Below are 20,510 nucleotides of genomic sequence, written 5' to 3' on the forward strand. Positions count from 1 at the left end.
CTACTCTTTCAATTAGCTACTGGTTACTGGAAGCAGTTAGGTTTGATGCAAAGATCAGGGTAAATCAGGCGTATGAAGCAGTGTAGGGATTTAACCCTCACAGGCACAAGAAAAATATAGCTGTCGCAGTGTAGGTTAAAACATTTTGCAAGCGTCCATTTAGCAAGAGTAATTTTCTGCCGCCTGTGTTCTGCTATGTCAAGCATCTACCAGTCACATAACTATGGAATTCACAACGCTGTTGAGCAAACATGGGACTCACCATTGGACTGGTAAATACATATTCAACTTTAAATATTGGGGATGCGGCAATTTATAGTGCGCTGACGGCTTTAGCATCAGAGGCTCAAGTTGTAGCACAATTTCCCGATGCCCAACCAAATTACATCCCAGGATTACAGGTTTTACCCCAGATTGGGCAATGTGATGCTTATATTAGTGTGGGTGGCGATATTTTCAACAACGCCCGTGAAGGTTTAATTACCAAAACCTTTATCCGTAATTTGCTTCAGTTAAGACGATCGCCACAGCAAACCTTTGTATTTGGTCAATCAATTCCGCGATCGTGTCATGGGTTGAGTTTTCAAGCGTTGACATTTTGTTTACGTCGCTTGGCTGCTGTATGTGTGAGAGATGCGGAAAGCCATCAACGTCTAACCCAAGCTGGAGTCAACGCCATTTTATCTTTTGATGCGGCTTTTAGTTTATCAGTATGCGAACAGGCAAAAACTACAGCCAAAAATGTTTTACAAACCTTAGATATCCAACCAGAGTCAGCCGCATTGATTTCCCTGCGTGCTTTTGACTCGATGTACAGCCATGACAATCACCAGTTTCAACAACAAATAGTGACTCTGAGTCGTAACCTCTACAAACAAGGATATCAACCAGTACTATTAATTCAATCTCAAGCTTACGGTGCTGATAATGACTTAGCGGTAGCAGAACAAATCGCCGTACAAGTTCCAGAGTTAAAAATTTTTAATCCTTTTGTGGTGGCTCATCAGCAGTCTCATTGGCAATTGGTGATGGGAGTGTTAGCTATTTGCCGTTTAATTGTCGCCGTTCGTTATCATACGGCAGTGCTGGCAATGGCTAGTGGCAAGGTTCCGTTTAATTTGTACTACTCAAATAAGGGCAAAGATTTAACGCAACGGTTAGGAATTCCTGGGTGTAGTTTAGACAAGTTTGATCCCAATACCTATATAGATGCGATCGCTCGTACTTCTGAACAGACTTTTGATCATAATGCCATTCGTACTCAAGTCAAACAAGCTTTTAATCAATGCTGGCAAACTATCAAAGGATAATTTTATGAATCAGATACATCCTGAATTTAATACAAAGCAGACTATTCAGCAGCAAATAGGCGATCGGCCTTTTGTCTTAAATGTCAGTGACAATCTGCCCCGCAAACAGTTGGATATTCTGCTAGAAACCTATGCTCGTCTCAGATATCATCACCCAGAATTACTATTGGTGAGAGTCGGCTCAGAATGGGAACCAGAAATGCAGGCACGAATCGAGCGATTGGGCATTCGTTATGGTATCCGATTGTTCTCTCAACTAGAACATCAAGATTTAGTAGAACTGTATCAACGCGCTGCGATCGTTCTCATCACCAACGACAGCGAAAGTTTGGATGTGCCTTTGGTTTGTGATCCCATAGCTTTAGTTAATGAGGTTCCTGTACTGCAAGCAGTAGACAAAAATACTGTTGTTTACTGTCGAATTAGCAAGCCGGATGTTTGGGCTAACACCATTACTCGTTTACTCAATCATCTAGTAATCTGCCAACGTAACTTTGCGTGGTGGCAGGGGGTAGGGAGAGGAGGGGAAAGATTCTCCCCCTACACCTCTGCTAAGTCTACACAGCAATGTTGGGTTGGTGAACTACAATGAACTGGACGCGAACTCTACAAAAACGTCTGTTTCAAGACCGTTTTATTCGTAATATTGGTTGGATGGGGGCGGCAGAATTAGTAATTCGAGTGTTTAGACTTGTTACTACTGTGATTTTGGCGCGGTTTCTCAGTGCAGAAGATTATGGACTAGCCGCTATTGTCTTGATGACTTACGAATTTATTCGTGTTTTTACCCGCAATGGCATAGCCGATAAAATTATCCAAGCTGAGGCTGCGGAGGTTGAGGAATTATGCCGTACAGCTTACGGTTTGAATTGGTTACTTGCTGGTGTTTTATTCACTGTGCAGTGTTTTGCATCTTTAGCGATCGCCAAATTCTATAATAATTCCCAACTCATCCTTCCTATCTGTTCAATCGCCATTACCTATCTCATCTATCCCTTGGGAATGGTGCAAACAGCCTTAATTAGAAGAGAAAACCGCCTCAACATTTTGGCTTTGATTACTTCGGTGCAAGTCTCGACAGATAACGTTTTAACAGCCCTCTTGGCCTTATCTGGGATGGGAATGTGGGCAATTGTCTTACCAAAGTTCCTCGTGGCTCCTATTTGGATTATTCTTGCACTGAAATATCATCCTTGGCGGATGACTGCATCTCTCAGCTTTGAGAAAGGGCGACAAATTACTTCCTTTGGTTCCCGTGTTTTAGGTATTGAGTTACTGTCTATCTTTAGAGAAAACGTAGATTATCTTTTAATTGGTCGGTTTGTCAGTGTGGAAGCTTTAGGTGTATATTATTTTGCTTTTAATGCCGGATTAGGACTGAGCCTTAGTGTAATAAATGCTATCAGGGTATCATTATTCTCTGACTTATGTGACCTCAATTCTCAAGCCAGCTTATTTGCTCAACGTTATCTACAAAGTCTACGTAAAATCGCTGTGATTATTGTGCCACTGGTAATGTTGCAATCAAGTTTAGCTCCCTTCTACGTTCCCTTAGTATTTGGACATCAATGGGTTGAGCGTGGAGCCTTACCAATTTTAATTTTGATTTGCTGTTCAGCTTTATCTCGTCCCTTTGCTGATGCAGCTTCCTTAATGTTCCGCGCCTTTGGTCAGCCGCAAATTGAGTTGCGTTGGAATTTAATATTTACTATATGTCTAGCCACAGCTATCTGGATAGGAACACAGTGGGGTATTGTAGGAGCCGCAATTGCAGTGATGGCAACCCACCTAACTTTGCAACCTTTATATACTCTTTGGGCGACTCGTCAGACTCTACCTAAATTTGTGCAGGAGGCGCAAGGATGAACAAAACTAGCCCAATGGTATCGGTAATTATTCCAGCTTACAATGCGGCTCAGTTTTTACCAGATGCGATCGCCTCTGTACAACAACAAACCTTTGCTGATTGGGAACTACTGATAGTTAACGATGGTTCTACAGATAACACAATAGAAGTTGTGCAAGAATATCAAAAAAATTGCGATCGTATTCATCTGATTAATCAACCAAATCAAGGTGTTTCCACTGCTCGCAATCATGGGGTAAAAAACAGTCAAGGTCAAATCATCGCCTTTCTTGATGCTGATGATCAATGGTATTTCGACAAACTCAGCCAACACCTAACACATCTGCAATCAAATCCCTGTTTAGGAGTCAGCTTTGCCCAAGTGGAAATTCTCAATCAGACAGGTGAACCAACCGGACAGATTTCTAGTTCTCGCTTAACCCAATTAAAACCAGAATATTTCCTCTCGGAAAACCCTACTACCACCACTTCTAACTGGGTAATTCGCAAAGAAGTATTTACACAAGTAGGAGGATTCTGCCCCGAAATGAGTTATTCCGAAGATTTAGAATGGCTACTCAGAGTTATCTGTACAACTGATTGGCAAATAGCCGGAATTAACCAAGTTTTGACGCGCTATCGTACAAGTTCCAGTGGACTGTCCTCCCAGTTATATCGCATGGAAGCAGGCTGGAATCAACTCATAGCTAAAGCCAGAATCTATGCACCCCAACTAGTTGAGCATCACTTTGCTTTAGCCCAAGCTGTACATCTGCGTTATTTGGCTCGCCGGGCTTTTCGCTTGAAATTACCTGCTAAAGTCGGTATTGATTTTATCAGTCGTGCCTTACATTCAGATTGGCGACTGCTATTTCATCAACCGCAACGTACTTTCTTAACTTTGGTAGCAGTATTAGCAACGTTGGTAGGTGACAGGTTACAGGTTACAGGTGATAGGTTACAGAGTTAAATTTCATCTATAACTATCAATATGAATTAGGCTCAAAACCGCTTCAATAATTGCCTTCTCCTCAAGACAATCGGACTTACACAACACTCCTTTAAAACTCTGATTCCACCAAAATCTAGATTAATAGAAGCCACTGCTCTAACTTCTCTCCGTGTCCTCCCGAAGTTTGCTCAACGCGGGGAACCCGCGCACGCAACTTCTCTCTGCGTCTCTGTGGTTCGATATCTGAGTACTTGAGCGTAAGTCCAAACGAAAATCTTCACACCAAATCAATTACACACTATGAATTTATCTGTGATTATTCCGGTTTATAACTCGGAAAGTTCAGTTGCAGAAACCCTGCGTTCTGTCTTAGCGCAAACTTACCGCGACTTTGAAATTATCATTGTTGACGATGGTTGCACAGATAAAAGCATTGATATCTGCAAAAGCTTTAATGATCCGCGCATTAAAATTATCCATCAACAGAATCGCGGATTAGCTGGGGCGAGAAATACGGGTATTCGTCATGCTCAAGGTGAATATTTAGCTTTTATTGATAGTGATGATTTGTGGCTACCACAGAAATTAGAAAAACACATACAGCATTTTGCGCGATCGCCCAATGTGGGAGTGAGTTTTTCTCGTTCTAGCTTGATTGATGAACAGGGTAAACCTCTAGGAATTTATCAAATGCCCCGATTAACCGATATTTCACCCGAATATTTATTCTGTCGCAATCCGATCAGTAACGGTTCTGCGGTAGTAATTCGGCGGGTTGTGTTGGATGAAATCAAGTTTCTAGAAAATCTCTATGGAGAGACTGAAGACTTCTACTTTGACGATCGCTTTCGCCAATCAGAAGATATTGAATGTTGGTTGAGAATTGCCTTGCAAACTAATTGGCAGATAGAAGGCATACCCGAAGCCTTGACTCTCTACCGCGTCAATATGGGTGGTTTATCGGCCAATATTCTCAAGCAATATGAATCTTGGGAAAGGATTATTGTGAAAACCCAAGTCTATAACCCTGGTTTTGTTGAAGAATGCGGTAATCAAGCCAGAGCTTACCAACTTCGATACTTAGCACGTCGAGCAGTCAGACAGCGATCGCCCGAAATAGCTGTTAATCTTCTGCATAAAGCTCTCAAAACCTATTGGCGAATTTTATTAGAAGAACCTCGACGCACTTTCATTTCTTTGAGTGCAGCTTATTTACTGTGGATGCTGCCAAAAAATATATATCAACAACTAGAAAAATTAATGATGCAAATCACTGGTATGAGTCAAAAACGACGGATTCAGAAGGAAGAATCCAAGAGCGATGCCCTGAGCTTGTCGAAGGGTCAGCACCAAAAGAATTCCAACCCATTAATAAGTGGGGAAATGTTACCTACTGCTCAGATATCCTCAAAACAATCAATGTAAAGGAAAGAATTATTTATGAAAGTTTTACTTGTTTGCTCTTCTGGTGGACATTTTAAAGGACTCCAACAACTCAATTCTTTTTGGGAAAATCATGAACGAATTTGGGTGACTTTTAACACTACTACAACTGAAGCGGCTTTAAATGGAGAAAAAGTTTACTGGGCTTATAGCCCAACCAACCGAAATATTCCTAATTTATTGAGGAATATGTTATTAGCCTTTCAAGTTATCAATCAAACTCGACCACAACTGATTTTATCTACAGGTGCGGGTGTGGCTGTTCCCTTTTTAATTGTGGGGAAATTATTTGGCAGTCAAACAGTATTTGTAGAATCAGTAACTCGAATTAAAACTTTGAGTTTATCTGCCAAGTTAGTGTTGCCTTTTTTAAATGTTTTGTATGTGCAGTGGCCGCAACTGCAAGCCCGTTATCCTCAAGCCGAACTCATTACACCCCAGGAAAGTTTATGATTTTAGTCACAGTTGGTACAGAACAATATCCATTTAATCGCCTCATGTCTTGGATTGAAGTATTACTAGAAACTGGATTAATCCAAGACGAAATAGTAGTGCAGTATGGTAATTCTACGATTTTACCTGCTGGCGCAAAAGTGTATCGTTTCCTCAAAGAAGATAAATTTCAGGATTTGATTAATCAAGCAAGCATTGTGATTGCTCATTGTGGAGAAGGGACTTTATTACTGCTAGATTCTCTAGAGAAACCTTATATTTTGGTGTCTCGCAGCCAGAGATATCAAGAACACGTCGATGATCATCAAGTAGAACTAGCTTTAGCACTATCACAAATCAATGTTCCGATTGCTTGGTCGCCTGGTGATTTAGTACGATTTATTAATGAGCCTAGAAAAGTTTCTTTAGCAGAAATTTCTCAAGCTTCAGCACTGGCTATTTGCGAAAGTCTCCATAACCGTTTTAATCAACCCTTGACCACAGAATTATCAGTAGGTATATCCAGATGAGCAGTCCTAACGCTAAAACTTCCTTTTGTCTACTTACTACACGGATGAATAGCACTCTATTAGTGCAGTTACCACCAAGATTAACTGTCATTGATGCTGTTGCCTTTAGAAAATGTTTTCAACAATGGGTTGAAGATGCAAATTTGACAAAAATTATCTTAGATTTTGGTCAAACGACAATGATTGATAGTAGTGGGATGGGGTCATTAATTAGTAACCATAAATCAGCACAAGCCAACAATATTCAATTAACTTTTTGGAGTGTACAACCACAGGTAAAATTAGCTTTTGCTTTAGGTGGCTTAGAACAGATATTTAATATTGAGGCGAATACCGCAGCGATTATTCCTACAGAAAGTCGCAGAATTGAACAGCGTCCACCCCTAACTCATCCTTCGGTGCGATCGCTAATGAAACGAGCCATTGATATTATCGGGGCGATTATTGGCTTGAGTATAACTGTCTTACTCTTTATCCCAATTGCGATCGCCATTAAACTTGATAGTCCAGGGCCTGTACTGTTTAGTCAAATTCGCTGTGGTTGGATGGGACGAAGGTTTCGCATTTGGAAATTCCGTTCAATGGTGTCTAATGCGGAAGCTCTGAAAAGTAATGTTCCTAACCAAGCTGCTGGTGCTTTTTTCAAAAATGAACATGATCCACGCATTACCCGTGTTGGTCGCTTTTTGCGTAGAACAAGTTTGGATGAATTTCCTCAGTTTTGGAATGTTCTGATGGGTGATATGAGTTTGCTAGGGACTCGTCCACCTACACCCGACGAGTTAGAAAAATATGAAGTGAGTAATTGGCAAAGATTGGATGTCAGACCAGGAATGAGTGGCGAGTGGCAAGTTAATGGTCGTTCCAAAATCCGTAACTTTGAGGATGTGATTGAGCTAGATTTGCGTTATCAACAGAATTGGAGTTTATTTTATGATTTCAAGTTAATGCTCAAAACAGTGATGCTGATTTTCAATAAAAATTCAGGGGCAGCTTAAATGGCGCTGGAAACAGAGTTATTGATTCATCATTCTACCTTGCAAGTCGTTAGTCATTTAGATGCAATGGCAACGGTGGTAGAGTGGTTTGATCAATTCAACTGTACACAGTTGCCTTATCAAGTGTGGATAGAAGGACAAACTGCATTAGTAGAAGGATTTACCAATGTAGTTCGTCATGCCCATAAACATCTGCATCCACAAACACCTGTTCAGTTAGCAGCCGCTATTTCTGCTGATGAGTATTTCCAAATTTATATCTGGGATCAAGGAGAGATTTTTAATTTAGAAGCCGAATTAGAAAAGCTGAATCAACAAACAAGCGATCGCAACTTTAACCCCTTAGACCATGAAGCTCATTGGGGCTGTATTTTTCTCCTCAAACTTAGAAAAGACTATGGGTGGAATGTCAGTTACACGCGTGAATCACCAGAGAGAAATTGTTTGTTACTCAAGAAAAAAATAACATTTTAAGTGATTAACAATGGGCATGAGGTTTAGCTTCCCGTTATTTTTATTTCCTCATGTCCAAATTTCTTTAGTTGAGTTTTGGAAAATTACTATTTTACCTCAAGATTATGAATTCTAAAGTAAAAGTGATTAAACCTAGTGGAATTTTCGACGGTAGAAAAGGCAGACAAGTTAACGAACGTGTGAGTAATTTGCTTGATTCTGGCTTCAAAACTTTTTTGATTGATTTTCAGTCTGTTCACTTTATGGATAGTGCTGGATTCGGGACTTTGATTTTAACCCTGAAAACTGTTAAAGATAAACAAGGAAGACTAGGTATTTGTGCTATCAACGATCAGATTCACATGATTCTTGATATCAGTGGGACAATTACCGCCTTTGAAGTGTTTCCTGACCAAGAATCATTTGTAAAAACAGTGAATACACTTGTTAATTCTAAAGTGAAAATTATTAAACCTACTGGGATTTTTGATGGCAAAAAAGGCAGACAAATCAATGAACGAATTACCAAATTATTAGAATCAGAAATTAAAAACTTTTTGCTAGATTTTCAATCTGTTAATTTTATGGATAGTGCAGGCTTCGGCACCCTAATTTTAACTTTAAAAACTGTTAAGGATAAACAAGGAAGGCTGAGTATTTGTGGAATTAATGAGCAGATTAAACTGATTTTTGATATTAGCGGCACCACGAAAGCTTTTGACGTGTTTCCTGACCAAGAATCATTTATTAAAAAAGCTACACAGCTCCAAAACTGACTTCAAGTAACGAAAAGTCATCAGTGAATATTTGACTCCCCGTTGTGTCTTTGATGGCTGCCAAAATGGTATCTAAATCAGTGGAAAATTGCTGATTACATAAAGTAAGTAAGTTGATAAAGCTCTGTAAGTTCCACATCTTACCATCAGATTTTTCCACTTCGTAAATGCCATCACTAAACACATACAATTTACTGCCAGATTGAACGTCACACACGGTATGATGATATTGGTGTGTGGCATATACCCCGATAGGCGCACTACGAGTCATTAATTGTTCTACCCGTAAATCAAACTCTGTAACAGGTGACAATAATATCGCTGGGGGATGACCAGCACTAGCATAGGTGAGCTGAGAAGAAACTCGGTTAAAAACACCATACCAGATAGTAAAATACTGGTAGTTTTGTTGCTCCATTTGAAACACTTTATTTAAGCTTTGAAAAACTTCATCTGGATGATAAAGACTAGCTTGGGGGAGAGACTGCGATCGCAGCATGTTATGTATGGAAATTGAAGGTAAAGCCGCAGCTAATCCATGCCCCGAAACATCAAGTAAATACATGACTAAATTGTCTTCATCCAACCAATAGTAATCAAAACAATCGCCCCCTAATTGACGAGAGGGAAAGAATCGAGAATTAATTGTAATTAATCCTGATAACGGTTTAGGCAGAATTGATTTCACATAATCAGCCGCTTCACTTAATTCTGCTTCTAAAAGCTGTTTTTGAGTTTGTAAATCTTGAGCTAATGTCTGAAGTTCTTGATTTGCCTGATATAACCTGAGTCCAGCTCTGACACGAGCTTTTAACTCATTGACTTCAATTGGTTTACTTAAAAAATCATCTGCACCTGTATCTAAACCCTCTACTCGGTCTTCCACCGCTTTCCGGGAGGTGAGCAAAATAAAGAAAATAGATGATAAAGATGGTTCTGATTTGATTTTCCGACATAGTTCTAAGCCATCCATTTCATCCATTTGCCAATCGGAAATAATCAATGCTGGATGGTGTTTATGAGCTTTTTCTAATCCTTCTATGCCACTTGAGGCCAAAATTACTTCATATCCTTGACTTTGCAGAGCTTGTTTTAAAAGTATTTGAATCAGACGGTCATCATCAATCACTAAAATTTTTACAGAAGAATTTGAATTGTTAGACATATTTTCTAGCCGATAGGTATATTTATAAGGGAAATAATTTGTTTAATGGGCAGATGCAGAGATATCTTGTAAAGCTGTAATGACTTTGTGATATTCACTTTCTAATTGATTAATCAGCAGAACAAGGGACTCTAATGATTGGTCAGAAGCGGAATTTTCTAAAGTTTCACAGATGTCTCCTAAGTTAACAGCACCAATACTCACACTAGGCGATCGCAAAGCATGAGCCGCTTTTTGTAAGTTGATTCTGTCTCCCACTGCAATGGCTGTTTGAATCATTTCTATTCTCCTTGGAGTATCTTCTAAATAAACTTGGATAAGTTCAGAGACTAAATGCTCACCATCACTACCTGCCATATTTTTTAGTTCTTCGATAAAACTGTAGTCAATGGCAGCTGTAACATCAGCATTTAGAGATATAGAAGGTAAAACATATTCAGTTTCTGCTATTAGCTGAGGCGGTAGAGAATCTTGATATTGTTGAATATTCGAGTGTTTTAAAACTGCTTCTAGCGCCTCTAGACGAATTGGCTTACTAACATAATCATTCATCCCGACTCTTAAGCACTCCTGACGGTCTTCGGGACGAGCATGGGCAGTCATAGCAATTATCCAAGGTTGGACTTGTGGGGAGAATTCCTGACGAATCCGCATCGTAGTTTCCCAACCATCCATTTCTGGCATTTGGATATCCATAAACACAACATCATAGAGTTGCCGTTGTAAAGCTTCTAGAGCCTCGCGCCCATTATTGGCCACATCGGCCCGAAAACCTAACCGATTCAGCATTTTCAGCGCAATTTTCTGATTCACTAACACATCTTCCACTAAGAGAATTTTGAGTGGTAAATTTTGGGCAAGTTGGTCATCAATTCTTGGTAAGTGTGGTGCAGGTAAGCGGGAATAAGAAGGAATGGTAATTTGAGTATCGACACGGCGGGTAGACCAACTACCACGCACAATTTGTAAAAGCGTATTTTGCAATTGGTACTGTCGCACAGGCTTGTGCAGAAAGGCAGTAAATTCAGCCGCTATTTGCCTCACCTCTAAAGTTTGCTTGCCTTTGGAACTTAACATGACCAAAGGCAAATTTTGCTGTTGGGGTATGCTACGAATTTGTGTAGTTAGTTCTAGGATATCTAGATAAGGGCAATCGACATCTAAGATAGCGAAGTCAAAGTTAGGCTGTAGTTCCAAGCACTGCTGAACAGCCTTGAATGGGATTGTTTGGACATCAACTCCCAAGCTCTGAAGTTGCCAAGTTAAACATTTCTGTAAACTAGCATTATCTGTGATCAGCAGTAATCGCTTGTCCAGCAACTCTGGATAAATACTATATGAACTATCAATTACTGAAGGATCAACTTGCAGTGTAAGGGTGAAATTGAAAGTCGAACCCTGACCTATTTCACTTTCTACCCACATGCTGCCCCCCATAATTTCGCTCAGGCGCTTACTAATGGCTAATCCTAAGCCTGTACCACCATAACGCCGAGTCATGGAAGCATCAACCTGACTAAAGGGCTTAAACAGTCGATCTAAGCGATCGCGTGGAATTCCAATTCCGGTATCACTCACCGCAAACAGAAATTCGTAATATACATGATCATCTGTTACGGTTTCTGGTTGTTGGACTTGCTGCATAGCAATGGTGACAACCACTTCTCCCACCTTGGTGAATTTAACCGCATTGCTGACCAAATTCCAAAGAATCTGACGGACACGGGTAATATCACCAATAATTAAAGTTGGTGTCTGGGGTTGGAATTGATATAACAATTCGATGCCTTTGAGGGCTGCTTGGGGAGCCAGCAAATCCAAGGCTTCTTCCACACAAACTTGCAAGTCAAAAGGTTGTTCTTCTAACTCTAAATTGCCAGACTCAATTTTAGAAAAGTCGAGAATGTCATTGATAATTGTTAATAAAGCATCGCCACTATTACGGATCGTTTCTACATAGTCAATTTGCTCAGGTTTGAGAGGTGTATCCAAAAGTAATCCCGTCATCCCAATGATTGCGTTCATGGGCGTGCGAATTTCATGACTCATGGTAGCGAGGAAATTACTTTTGGCCATATTGGCCGCCTCAGCTGCTTGTTTGGCAATATTCAATTCTTCGTTTTGCTGGGCGAGCAAATCCGCTTGGCGAGTTTCTTTGGCTAACAATTGGGCTTGGGTGAGAGCAATGCTCATTTGATCTGCTAGGTGTTTGAGCAAGTCTAATTCCAAATCTGTCCATTGTCTGGGGCGATCGCATTGATGTACTACTAATAATCCCCATAAATGTTCCCGCACTAAAATCGGTACAACCAGATTAGCTTTTACCTGACAATCTTCGATTTCACATGGTTGAAATTCTGTTTGTCCTAACTGGGAAATTACACTTAACTGCCCATCACGATACAAGTTGAGATATTTATCTTGTAAACAACCATCACAAATATCTTTGTTTAAAACTACTGACCATTCCGGGACTACTGCTTCCTGAACAACTTTACCTGAACCATCAGGGTTAATTTGGAAGATTAACACCCGATCAGCCTGTAAAATGTGTTGTACCTCTGTGACTGTGGTCTGGAGAATTTTTTCTAGTTGTAAGGACTGACGAATTTCTTCTGTAATTTGCTTGAGTAAAAGAGCGCGTTGATATTGCTGCTGTAGTTCTTCTTCAGCTTTTTTGCGTTCTGTAATATCTAAATGAGTTCCGACCATTCTCAGAAACTTGCCTTGGAAATCGCGGTTGACTAACTTACCTCGATCCAAAATCCATTTCCATTTCCCTGATTTAGTCAAAAATCGGGCTTCAGCTTCATAAAAAGGTGTATGTCCCTTGAGGTGAGCGATTAGTCTTTGTCGCATCAACAATCGGTCATCGGGATGAATCAATTCATTGACAACTTTAATATCATCTTGGAGTTCATCGGGATGATACCCTAGCATTGTGTACCAACGGGCGCTACGATAAACTTCTCCAGTGGCTAAATTCCAGTCCCAAAGCCCTTCTTCTACCGCATCCAGCGCCAATGCTAACCGTTCTTCACTTAATTTCAGGGCATTTTCTGATTGTTTTCTGAGGGTAATGTCACGATATTTCCACAAGTGACCATATAATTTGTCATCAACAACAATGGGTACATAATCTTGTTCCAAAATTCGTCCATCTTGGAGTTGCCATTCTTGATTGATGACGATTTCTCCTTGGTAGAGAATCTCATCTAGGCGCTGAATAAATTCGTCAGGCTCCACAAACATTTGCTTGCTGACTTCTGAGGCTTGGCGACAATCCATGCCCTGTAAGGCTGCTGGAGGAATAGGAATATTAAATAAATTACAGAATTCTTGATTTGCCAAAACAACATGTCGCTTCTCATCTTCTAGCAAAATCCCAATTTGTAAACTTTCAATCAGTGTTGTTAACCTGGAAGCTGTGGCTCTTAATTCGGCGCGTTGTTCTGTGAGTTTTGTGGTGAGCTTTTTGGCATCTGTAAGTGCAGAATTCTTGGCCTGTAAGAGAAACAGATAATCTGAAACTGAGTCATATAAAGGAAAATCATCAATGCTCAGTTCTAGCTTTTTGAGATTAGTAATATCTGTAATCCAGGGAGAGCCAAGAAATACCAATTGATCACCATTTTCCCCACATACTATCTGTCCCTTAAGCTGCATATCTTTGTGGAGTGATTGCAGCAGAAACAGCGATCGCGTTTGTTGGCAAAGAGCTTCAAAGTTAACTGCACAGTTGGGGCGATTGATGCAAAAATGCGCTTCTAGAGGACTATTGAGGATCTCAATGGGTGAGAGAATTCGCTCAAGCACTTCACCCACTTGGATGATCTGCATCTGTTGATCTATCACCAGATGGAACGGAAACAATGCTGCAAATTGGTCAGCACTGAGGCTGAAGTGTCTTAACCCGATCGCATCATTCTTGGTCATCGGAGTCAGAATCTGTGTATTTAATAGTGAAGGTATCTTGAGAATCTCCTTGGTCACGAAAACTCTTTTGGGTAATATCCACTTTGGTGTGAAAGCGTTTTCCTAATCCGTGGAGTAAACCAATCACCATTGGTGCTAATCCTTGGCGAGTTGATTGGTAGTGGAGATCCAATGATTGTTCACTTGTGTGTTCACACTCAAACGATGGTGGACGCAGTTGGGAGAAACTCAAACCTACTCTGGCATGAAGGTTATCCAGATTTTCGACAAATTGGGGTAATGAGTTGCCAGCACTGTCTAACAGATCCCCATAGCCTTCTTTGGCGGTATAGTTAACCCAATATTCACCAAAAGCTTGCAAAATTTCCGGTGCAGGCATATTCAATACGTCACAAGCTGCTGCCACTAAACTATAGGTGACTTCATCGGGATAACCATCCATACCGATAAAAAAGTCTATATCCTCATATCCTGCCTTGCTCTTAATGATTTCCCATATCTTCTCTCCGTGGCATTCACAAATCATATCTTGAATTGCTTTGTTAACAAGTCCGTACATACTCTTAACCTATATGTATATTATTTTTGGTAAACGCTTCAGTAATATTATGTATTACCAGGACTCTGATCTGATAAAAAATGGAGTATGCCTTATCAAACAAAGTTGTTAAAATTTATAGCTTCTGAAGCGACCTTTTGTCCACATCAAGAGCATAGTATAAAATTAACATTCTTGAAGCATAAGCAAGTATTGTGCGATCAGCCCTTGTTGTGCGCTTTTAAACAAAGTTAAATGGGAAGGGAAATTACAAACTCTGTTCCCTCTCCCAGAACAGAATGAACTGTGATTTTACCACCGTGTTTTTCTTCAACAATTTGCCGGGCGATCGCTAATCCTAATCCCGTACCTTTACCTACAGCTTTAGTAGTAAATAAATGGTCAAATATTTTTTCTTGTACTTCTGCACTCATGCCCTTGCCGTTATCAGCAATTGATATTTTTACATATTGATTATTTATGATTGATGTTGTGATTGTGATACGGTTAGGATAAGCTTGAATTTCTGCAAAACTCTTACCAATATTTGCTTCTTCTAACGCATCAATAGCATTGGCAAGAATATTCATAAATACCTGATTTAATTGTCCAGGAAAACAATTGACTAAAGGTAAATCACCATAGTTAGTAATTACTTCAATTGCTGGGTGTTGTTGATTTGCCTTCAGGCGATGCTTGAGAATTAAAACTGTGCTGTCAATGCCTTCATGGAGATTAAACTGGACTTTGTAGTCTTTGTCAGCACGCGAAAATGTCCGCAGGCTAGTGCTAATATTTTTCAACCTGTCGCAAGCCATGACCATTGCATCGATTGTTTTAGGTAAGTCTTCTAACAGATACTCTAAGTCAATTTTCTCCGCATGGTCTTGAATTTCAACACCAGGATTTTCTAAGTTTTCTTGATAAAGTTTCAAGTGTTCTGTAATATCAGCAAAATTTGGTTTAGTTTGTTGGAGAGTAGCAGAAATAAAGCCCAATGGATTATTCATTTCATGGGCGACACCTGCAACTAAATTACCCAACGCAGACATTTTTTCACTTTGAACTATCTGCAATTGGGCATTTTGTAAATCGGTGAATGCTTGTTCTAACTTTTGGGCATATTCTTGAGCAGATTCATAAAGTCGGGCATTTTCTAGTGAAATGGCAGCTTGAGCGCAAATTAAATTGAGTATTTCGACGCGATCGCTTGTGAACGCTCCTGTAACTAAATTATTTTCTAGATATAAAATGCCCATCAACTTGCCTTGATGTAAGATTGGGCTGCACAAAATACTCTTGGGTTGTTGATGCAGAACATAAGGATCATCAGCCAAGGAAATATCCGTTGTTGCATCTAGCACAACAATAGTCTGACTATTGCGTTTGACTTTGTAAATTAGTTTTAAGGGAATTTCCTGGCTGTTTTCAATGGGGAGGTGTTGCCATACAACTGGCTGCAAACCTTCAATTACTGAACCTTGAATGAGTAAGCTATCAGCTTGCAACATAATGAACACACATTTATCCGCCCCAGCATTTTCGATGACGATTTTCAGCAATGATGAGAGAAGTTTTTCGAGTTCAATTTCACCAGAGAGAGCTTGAGAAGCTTTGAGGATAGCTGTTAAATCTAGGGTATCGGAGACACTGCTGTTAGACGTGAGGGAACTGGCGGATGAGACAGTCCTTAATGTGAGGATGGTTTCGTCAGTGGAGAGCGGTGTATAGGTTTGCTCTAATATGGGAGCGAGTAATTGGGGATAGCGAGTTTCTAAATCAGCGACTTTGGCTTCTGCTCCCCAACGAGCATAAGCATAGTAGGCTTCAATCATATAGTCTTGAGCAAACCGTTGTTTGCCCCAATCAAGATAGAATTTTGCCGCCAGTTCGTTAGCCAGTGCTTCTTCCTGTAAGTAATCGTTGATTTTGGCTCCATATATTGCCTTGTCATAGAACTCACTAGCTGGTATTTTTTGTCCTAACACTCGGCATTTTTCTGCTTCTACTAAATCAAACTTATGCTGATGGTTCATAGGTGCATGGTGCGCCCAGTTTTTTAACTGAGTTTGATTTTGCTCTACCCGTTGCAATACCTCTGATGAATCTTGTAATTGCAAGTTCAAACTGGCTAAAGCAATCAAAGAATCGTAGAAATAAAATGCCGGCTCATATACTAGTCCCTGAGCAGCAATTAAATTGTTTCTGCATTCAACAGTATGATTTTGCGCTTGTTCAATTTCTCCAAACAAAAAACAAAGCATGAGTTTATATGAATGGAACACATACAACTCACTCAAGTCATTATCAGATATGATTTGCGGCAGAATTTCCGTTTCTTGTACAACTTCTCCAGACAAAATACAAGGATTTTCCCCATAACCAAGCAAATTGAGTGCAGACTGCCAAGAAAGCCGACAGTGATTAGCTAGTCCTAGTTGATTGAGTTGCATCAACCCATTGTAGTAAGCACGAGCATTCTGTTCTAAGGTAGCAAGAGGTTGATTACACCAAAAAGCAGCATTACAAAAGGTACGGGCATGATATCCGGCAAACTTTGTACTACCAACTTCTAAAGCAATCACATAACTTTCTTGCAACAAAGGAAGGATATCTTTGATGTGAGATTTGCGATGTAGGATAAAACCGCCCAATACTAAAATTACTTCTGGTTTAATAGCTTGAGCGTCAAATTTGGATATAAGTTTTAGTGATAATTGAGCAAATTCTGTTGCTTTATCGACATCTTGTAAAAAATTGCAGAGAATGAAGCCATAGTTAGCATAAGCAAATGCAGAAATAATTGTATTGCCATACTGAATAGATAATTTGACTGACAACGCCATCAGTAATGGACACAAAATAGAACCAACGTTGTAAGCTGGTGGGATGAGAGCATAGGCAATTTGGATAATTGCCAAAACTTCCCGATCTGTCATTACAGGTAAATCACATAAATTGGCAATTTCTCTGTCTGCAATTAGTTCGCTAATTTCCTGAATTGCTTGTTGAATATCTACTGGACTTGGTGATTCGGCAAATTTGACACCAAACTCTTGCAGGAGATTCTGCCCGATATCAATGGCTTTAACTGGTTCATTCTGAAAAACATAAGATTGAATTTTAATACAATAAATATTGACCTTTTCTAGCAAAGAGTTTGCGTGTGTAATCACACTATCAATCAATTGCTCCATTAATTCAAATTCGCCGCATAAAGAAGCGATTTCTGATGCTAATTCATGGAATGCCAAGCTCAGATCATATTGCCGTTGCCAAGCTTGTTCTCCTAATAAACATAATCCTGTTGCAGCATATTCTCTTGCAGCTTGATAGGCAGTAGATTTTTTAGCCTTACGACAAGCAATTAAGTTAAGTTCTGCTAATTCATCTCGTTGATTTTGCTCGGTAATTAACGTAGTTCCGTAATTTAATTGATTGACCAGTTCAAAAATTCTCTCTTCTCTAACATCTAACGACATCTGTTGCAACAGCAGTTGTCCAATTTGGTAGTGAGTTATCTGTTTTTGGTCGTTGGGAATCAGGGAATAGGCTGCTTGTTGGACGCGATCATGTAAAAATTTGTATGTAACTGTGATTTGTTTTTGGTCATCTTTCTGTAGTTCGCTATTTTTTAATGAATAGTCTTGATAAAGTTTATAAACCTCATTAATTGGTAAAATCAGCCCTTCCTGTAAGGCTTTCCACAAAGCAGCGGCGGTTTCAATAACTGATTGCTCACAAATAATAGCCAAAATATCTAAATCGAATTGATTACCAATACAAGCTGCTAACCGCAATATTTTTTGAGTTGATGATGGTAGTTTTTGCAGTTGCGAACTCATAAATACCACAACATCATCTGTGACTGCTTGAGTTGCTACCTGTGCAATGTCAAATTGCCAACAACCTAATTTGACATCAAATTCAATGAATCCATCTTGATGTAATGCTTTAAAAAACTGGATAGTAAAAAATGGATTACCTTGGGTCTTTTGATAAACTAATAAAGATAGATCCCATGCTAAACTCTCACTACATTTGAGGGTATCAGCAACTAATTGATTTACTTGTGCTTGACTTAATGGTGCTAAGGTAATTGTATTAATTGTTGCTTGTTTGTTTTGGATATCACTCAAAGTTAACATTAATGGATGTCCTAGATGGACTTCGTGATCACGATATGCACCGATAAGCAGGAGATGGCCTGTATCCGCCATTAGTAGCTGCATTAATTTTAGTGATGCTGAATCTGCCCATTGCAAATCATCTAAAAAGATTACTAAGGGATGTTCTACATCAGTAAATACTTGCGTAAATTTTTGAAATAATAGGTTAAAGCGATTTTCCGCTGCATTTCCTGATAATTCGATTGCTGGTGGTTGTTGACCAATAATTTCTTCTAGTTCAGGAATAACATCAATAATAATTTGTCCATTGTCGCCGACAGATGCTAATATTTTATTTTTCCATTTTTCTATTTGAGTGTCACTTTCTGTTAATAGTTGTGTGATTAAATTACGAAATGCTTGGACAAAGGCAAAGAAGGGAACATTGCGGTTAAATTGGTCATATTTACCTTTAATAAAGTAGCCGCGTTGTCTGACAATTGGTTTATGAACTTCATTGACGACTGCTGTTTTTCCAACTCCAGAAAATCCAGCAACAAGCATCATTTCTGTTGCACCTTGGCTGACTCTGTCGAATGCTTCGAGTAGGGTTTGTACTTCCGTATCTCTGCCATAAAGTTTATCAGGAATGATGAAGCGATCGCACACATCCCGACTAGCAATTTTAAAGTTGTCAATTTTACCAGTTTCTCTTATTTGAGTTAAACAATTTGTTAAATCAAATTTCAAACCCAAGGCACTTTGATATCTATCTTCAGCATTTTTCGCCATCAGCTTGCTGATAATTTCTGAAAGTACCGACGGAATTTCGGGATTAATTTCTGTAATTGATGGTGCGGTTTTTGCTAGATGACAATGTACTAATTCCATCGCATCATCAGACTGAAATGGTAACTTGCCTGTGAGTAATTCATAAAAAGTTATGCCCAGGGAATAAAAATCTGTACGATAGTCAATCCCGCGATTCATTCTCCCTGTTTGTTCTGGAGATATATAAGCAAGTGTTCCTTCTAATACTTTGGGATTAACTAGGGTTTGGGTTTCTCTGGGTAATAATGATGCAATACTAAAATCAATTAATTTAATTTGTTTGGTTTCGGGATTTATTAAGATATTGCTGGGTTTAATATCTTTATGAATAACGCGCTGATGATAGAGTAAATCTAATACATTGCACAGAGCGATCGCTATTACTAAGAATTCTTCTAAAGATTGTTGAGTTTCTCTAGTTCCCCACTTTTTAAGAGAAATCCCCCCAAAGTCTTCCATAACTAGTGCATAACCATTTTGACAAGGTTCTAGACTGTAGGTTTGGACTATTAGGGGGGAGTTGAGATTTTTGGCAATGGTGTACTGGTTGCGAAACAACAACAGTTCGTTAAAGCTGGGATAGGGATTTTTGAGTAATTTAATGACTACTGGTTGTTGATCAACTTCTCGATAACCGCGATAAACCAGTGTGCGAGAGCCATTATAGAGTTCTTCGCTGATCCTATATCCAGGAATTTTCACAAGAATGTCAACCATAATACCTAAATCTTCACAATGTCTTGATTTAGTATTCCCCAATGATCAACAGCACTCTATAATGACCTAAAAATTTACACTGGGAGTTGAATGATAAATTCGCTTCCTGCTCCTACAACAGAATTAACCGTGATTTGACCGCCGTGTTTTTCTTCGACAATTTGCTTTGCGATCGCTAATCCTAATCCCGTACCTTTACTGACTCCTTTGGTAGTAAATAAATGGTCAAAGATGCGATTTGTCACCTCTGCACTCATACCTTTGCCGTTATCAGCAATGGAGATTTTCACGGATTTATCTACTATTGATGTGGTAATTGTAATAGAGTTAGGATGAGCTTGAATTTCCTCAAAATTACGTCCGTGAGTCGATTCATCTAATGCGTCAATAGCATTGGCAAGAATATTCATAAATACCTGATTTAATTGCCCAGGAAAACATTCAATTTGGGGTAAATTACCGTAGTTCGTGATT

The 20,510-nt window shown here is 39.4% G+C and carries 15 protein-coding genes; 10 read left to right on the forward strand and 5 right to left on the reverse strand.

Going from position 1 to position 20,510, the window contains the following annotated elements; genetic code table 11:
- The first annotated feature begins 251 nt into the window (after positions 1-251).
- The 10 genes from H6G75_RS26145 (at position 252) to H6G75_RS33190 (ending at position 8,740) form a co-directional block, all read left to right on the forward strand.
- On the forward strand, positions 252-1,310 hold the full coding sequence (locus tag H6G75_RS26145; RefSeq protein ID WP_190982831.1) for a polysaccharide pyruvyl transferase family protein: 1,059 nt from the start codon (positions 252-254) through the stop codon (positions 1,308-1,310).
- Between the two features lie 4 nt (positions 1,311-1,314).
- Positions 1,315-1,902 carry a glycosyltransferase gene (locus H6G75_RS26150; protein ID WP_242051647.1) on the forward strand — a complete coding sequence of 196 codons (588 nt, stop codon included), beginning with the start codon at positions 1,315-1,317 and terminating at the stop codon, positions 1,900-1,902.
- A complete protein-coding gene (locus H6G75_RS26155) occupies positions 1,899-3,176 on the forward strand; it encodes a lipopolysaccharide biosynthesis protein (RefSeq protein ID WP_190982833.1) in 1,278 nt (425 codons plus the stop codon). Before H6G75_RS26150 ends, H6G75_RS26155 begins: the two co-directional genes overlap by 4 nt.
- Entirely contained in the window at positions 3,173-4,126 is a 954-nt protein-coding gene (locus H6G75_RS26160; protein WP_190982834.1) for a glycosyltransferase family 2 protein, read from the forward strand. Before H6G75_RS26155 ends, H6G75_RS26160 begins: the two co-directional genes overlap by 4 nt.
- Positions 4,127-4,408: 282 nt before the next feature.
- Positions 4,409-5,533, forward strand: a complete 1,125-nt coding sequence (locus H6G75_RS26165) for a glycosyltransferase family 2 protein (RefSeq protein WP_190982835.1) — start codon at positions 4,409-4,411, stop codon at positions 5,531-5,533.
- A 15-nt stretch (positions 5,534-5,548) separates the two neighbouring features.
- Complete coding sequence (gene pssD, locus H6G75_RS26170) at positions 5,549-6,004, forward strand: PssD/Cps14F family polysaccharide biosynthesis glycosyltransferase (protein ID WP_190982836.1); 456 nt, start codon at positions 5,549-5,551, stop codon at positions 6,002-6,004.
- Entirely contained in the window at positions 6,001-6,513 is a 513-nt protein-coding gene (locus H6G75_RS26175) for a glycosyltransferase (RefSeq protein ID WP_190982837.1), read from the forward strand. The genes pssD and H6G75_RS26175 overlap by 4 nt, the downstream gene beginning before the upstream one ends.
- A complete protein-coding gene (locus H6G75_RS26180) occupies positions 6,510-7,511 on the forward strand; it encodes a sugar transferase (protein WP_190982838.1) in 1,002 nt (333 codons plus the stop codon). The genes H6G75_RS26175 and H6G75_RS26180 overlap by 4 nt, the downstream gene beginning before the upstream one ends.
- Complete coding sequence (locus H6G75_RS26185; RefSeq protein WP_190982839.1) at positions 7,512-7,985, forward strand: anti-sigma regulatory factor; 474 nt, start codon at positions 7,512-7,514, stop codon at positions 7,983-7,985.
- 104 nt (positions 7,986-8,089) lie between these two features.
- Positions 8,090-8,740, forward strand: coding sequence for an STAS domain-containing protein (locus H6G75_RS33190; protein ID WP_242051648.1), 651 nt, complete (start codon positions 8,090-8,092; stop codon positions 8,738-8,740).
- On the opposite strand, the gene H6G75_RS26195 is transcribed toward H6G75_RS33190, so the two are convergent.
- The 5 genes from H6G75_RS26195 to H6G75_RS26215 form a co-directional block, all read right to left on the reverse strand.
- Positions 8,721-9,905, reverse strand: coding sequence for a PP2C family protein-serine/threonine phosphatase (locus H6G75_RS26195; RefSeq protein ID WP_190982840.1), 1,185 nt, complete (start codon positions 9,903-9,905; stop codon positions 8,721-8,723). The genes H6G75_RS33190 and H6G75_RS26195 overlap by 20 nt on opposite strands.
- Before the next feature lie 42 nt (positions 9,906-9,947).
- Positions 9,948-13,841: a response regulator gene (locus tag H6G75_RS26200; protein WP_190982841.1), complete on the reverse strand. Its 3,894-nt coding sequence runs from the start codon at positions 13,839-13,841 to the stop codon at positions 9,948-9,950.
- Positions 13,828-14,400, reverse strand: coding sequence for a heme NO-binding domain-containing protein (locus tag H6G75_RS26205; protein ID WP_190982842.1), 573 nt, complete (start codon positions 14,398-14,400; stop codon positions 13,828-13,830). Before H6G75_RS26205 ends, H6G75_RS26200 begins: the two co-directional genes overlap by 14 nt.
- A 230-nt stretch (positions 14,401-14,630) precedes the next feature.
- On the reverse strand, positions 14,631-20,036 hold the full coding sequence (locus H6G75_RS26210; protein ID WP_190982843.1) for an ATP-binding sensor histidine kinase: 5,406 nt from the start codon (positions 20,034-20,036) through the stop codon (positions 14,631-14,633).
- Positions 20,037-20,110: 74 nt separating this feature from the next.
- A partial coding sequence (locus tag H6G75_RS26215; protein WP_190982844.1) for a sensor histidine kinase occupies positions 20,111-20,510 on the reverse strand: 400 nt, incomplete at its 5' end.

The sequence above is a fragment of the Nostoc sp. FACHB-280 genome (genome assembly GCF_014697615.1).
Classification (GTDB): Bacteria; Cyanobacteriota; Cyanobacteriia; order Cyanobacteriales; family Nostocaceae; genus Nostoc_B.

Excerpts from the sequence above, each read along its gene's own strand:
- H6G75_RS26145 (WP_190982831.1), top strand. The coding sequence starts at position 252 with ATGGGACTCACCATTGGACTGGTAAATACATATTCAACTTTAAATATT.
- H6G75_RS26150 (WP_242051647.1), top strand. The coding sequence starts at position 1,315 with ATGAATCAGATACATCCTGAATTTAATACAAAGCAGACTATTCAGCAG.
- H6G75_RS26155 (WP_190982833.1), top strand. The coding sequence starts at position 1,899 with ATGAACTGGACGCGAACTCTACAAAAACGTCTGTTTCAAGACCGTTTT.
- H6G75_RS26160 (WP_190982834.1), top strand. The coding sequence starts at position 3,173 with ATGAACAAAACTAGCCCAATGGTATCGGTAATTATTCCAGCTTACAAT.
- H6G75_RS26165 (WP_190982835.1), top strand. The coding sequence starts at position 4,409 with ATGAATTTATCTGTGATTATTCCGGTTTATAACTCGGAAAGTTCAGTT.
- pssD (WP_190982836.1), top strand. The coding sequence starts at position 5,549 with ATGAAAGTTTTACTTGTTTGCTCTTCTGGTGGACATTTTAAAGGACTC.
- H6G75_RS26175 (WP_190982837.1), top strand. The coding sequence starts at position 6,001 with ATGATTTTAGTCACAGTTGGTACAGAACAATATCCATTTAATCGCCTC.
- H6G75_RS26180 (WP_190982838.1), top strand. The coding sequence starts at position 6,510 with ATGAGCAGTCCTAACGCTAAAACTTCCTTTTGTCTACTTACTACACGG.
- H6G75_RS26185 (WP_190982839.1), top strand. The coding sequence starts at position 7,512 with ATGGCGCTGGAAACAGAGTTATTGATTCATCATTCTACCTTGCAAGTC.
- H6G75_RS33190 (WP_242051648.1), top strand. The coding sequence starts at position 8,090 with ATGAATTCTAAAGTAAAAGTGATTAAACCTAGTGGAATTTTCGACGGT.
- H6G75_RS26195 (WP_190982840.1), bottom strand. The coding sequence starts at position 9,905 with ATGTCTAACAATTCAAATTCTTCTGTAAAAATTTTAGTGATTGATGAT.
- H6G75_RS26200 (WP_190982841.1), bottom strand. The coding sequence starts at position 13,841 with ATGACCAAGAATGATGCGATCGGGTTAAGACACTTCAGCCTCAGTGCT.
- H6G75_RS26205 (WP_190982842.1), bottom strand. The coding sequence starts at position 14,400 with ATGTACGGACTTGTTAACAAAGCAATTCAAGATATGATTTGTGAATGC.
- H6G75_RS26210 (WP_190982843.1), bottom strand. The coding sequence starts at position 20,036 with ATGGTTGACATTCTTGTGAAAATTCCTGGATATAGGATCAGCGAAGAA.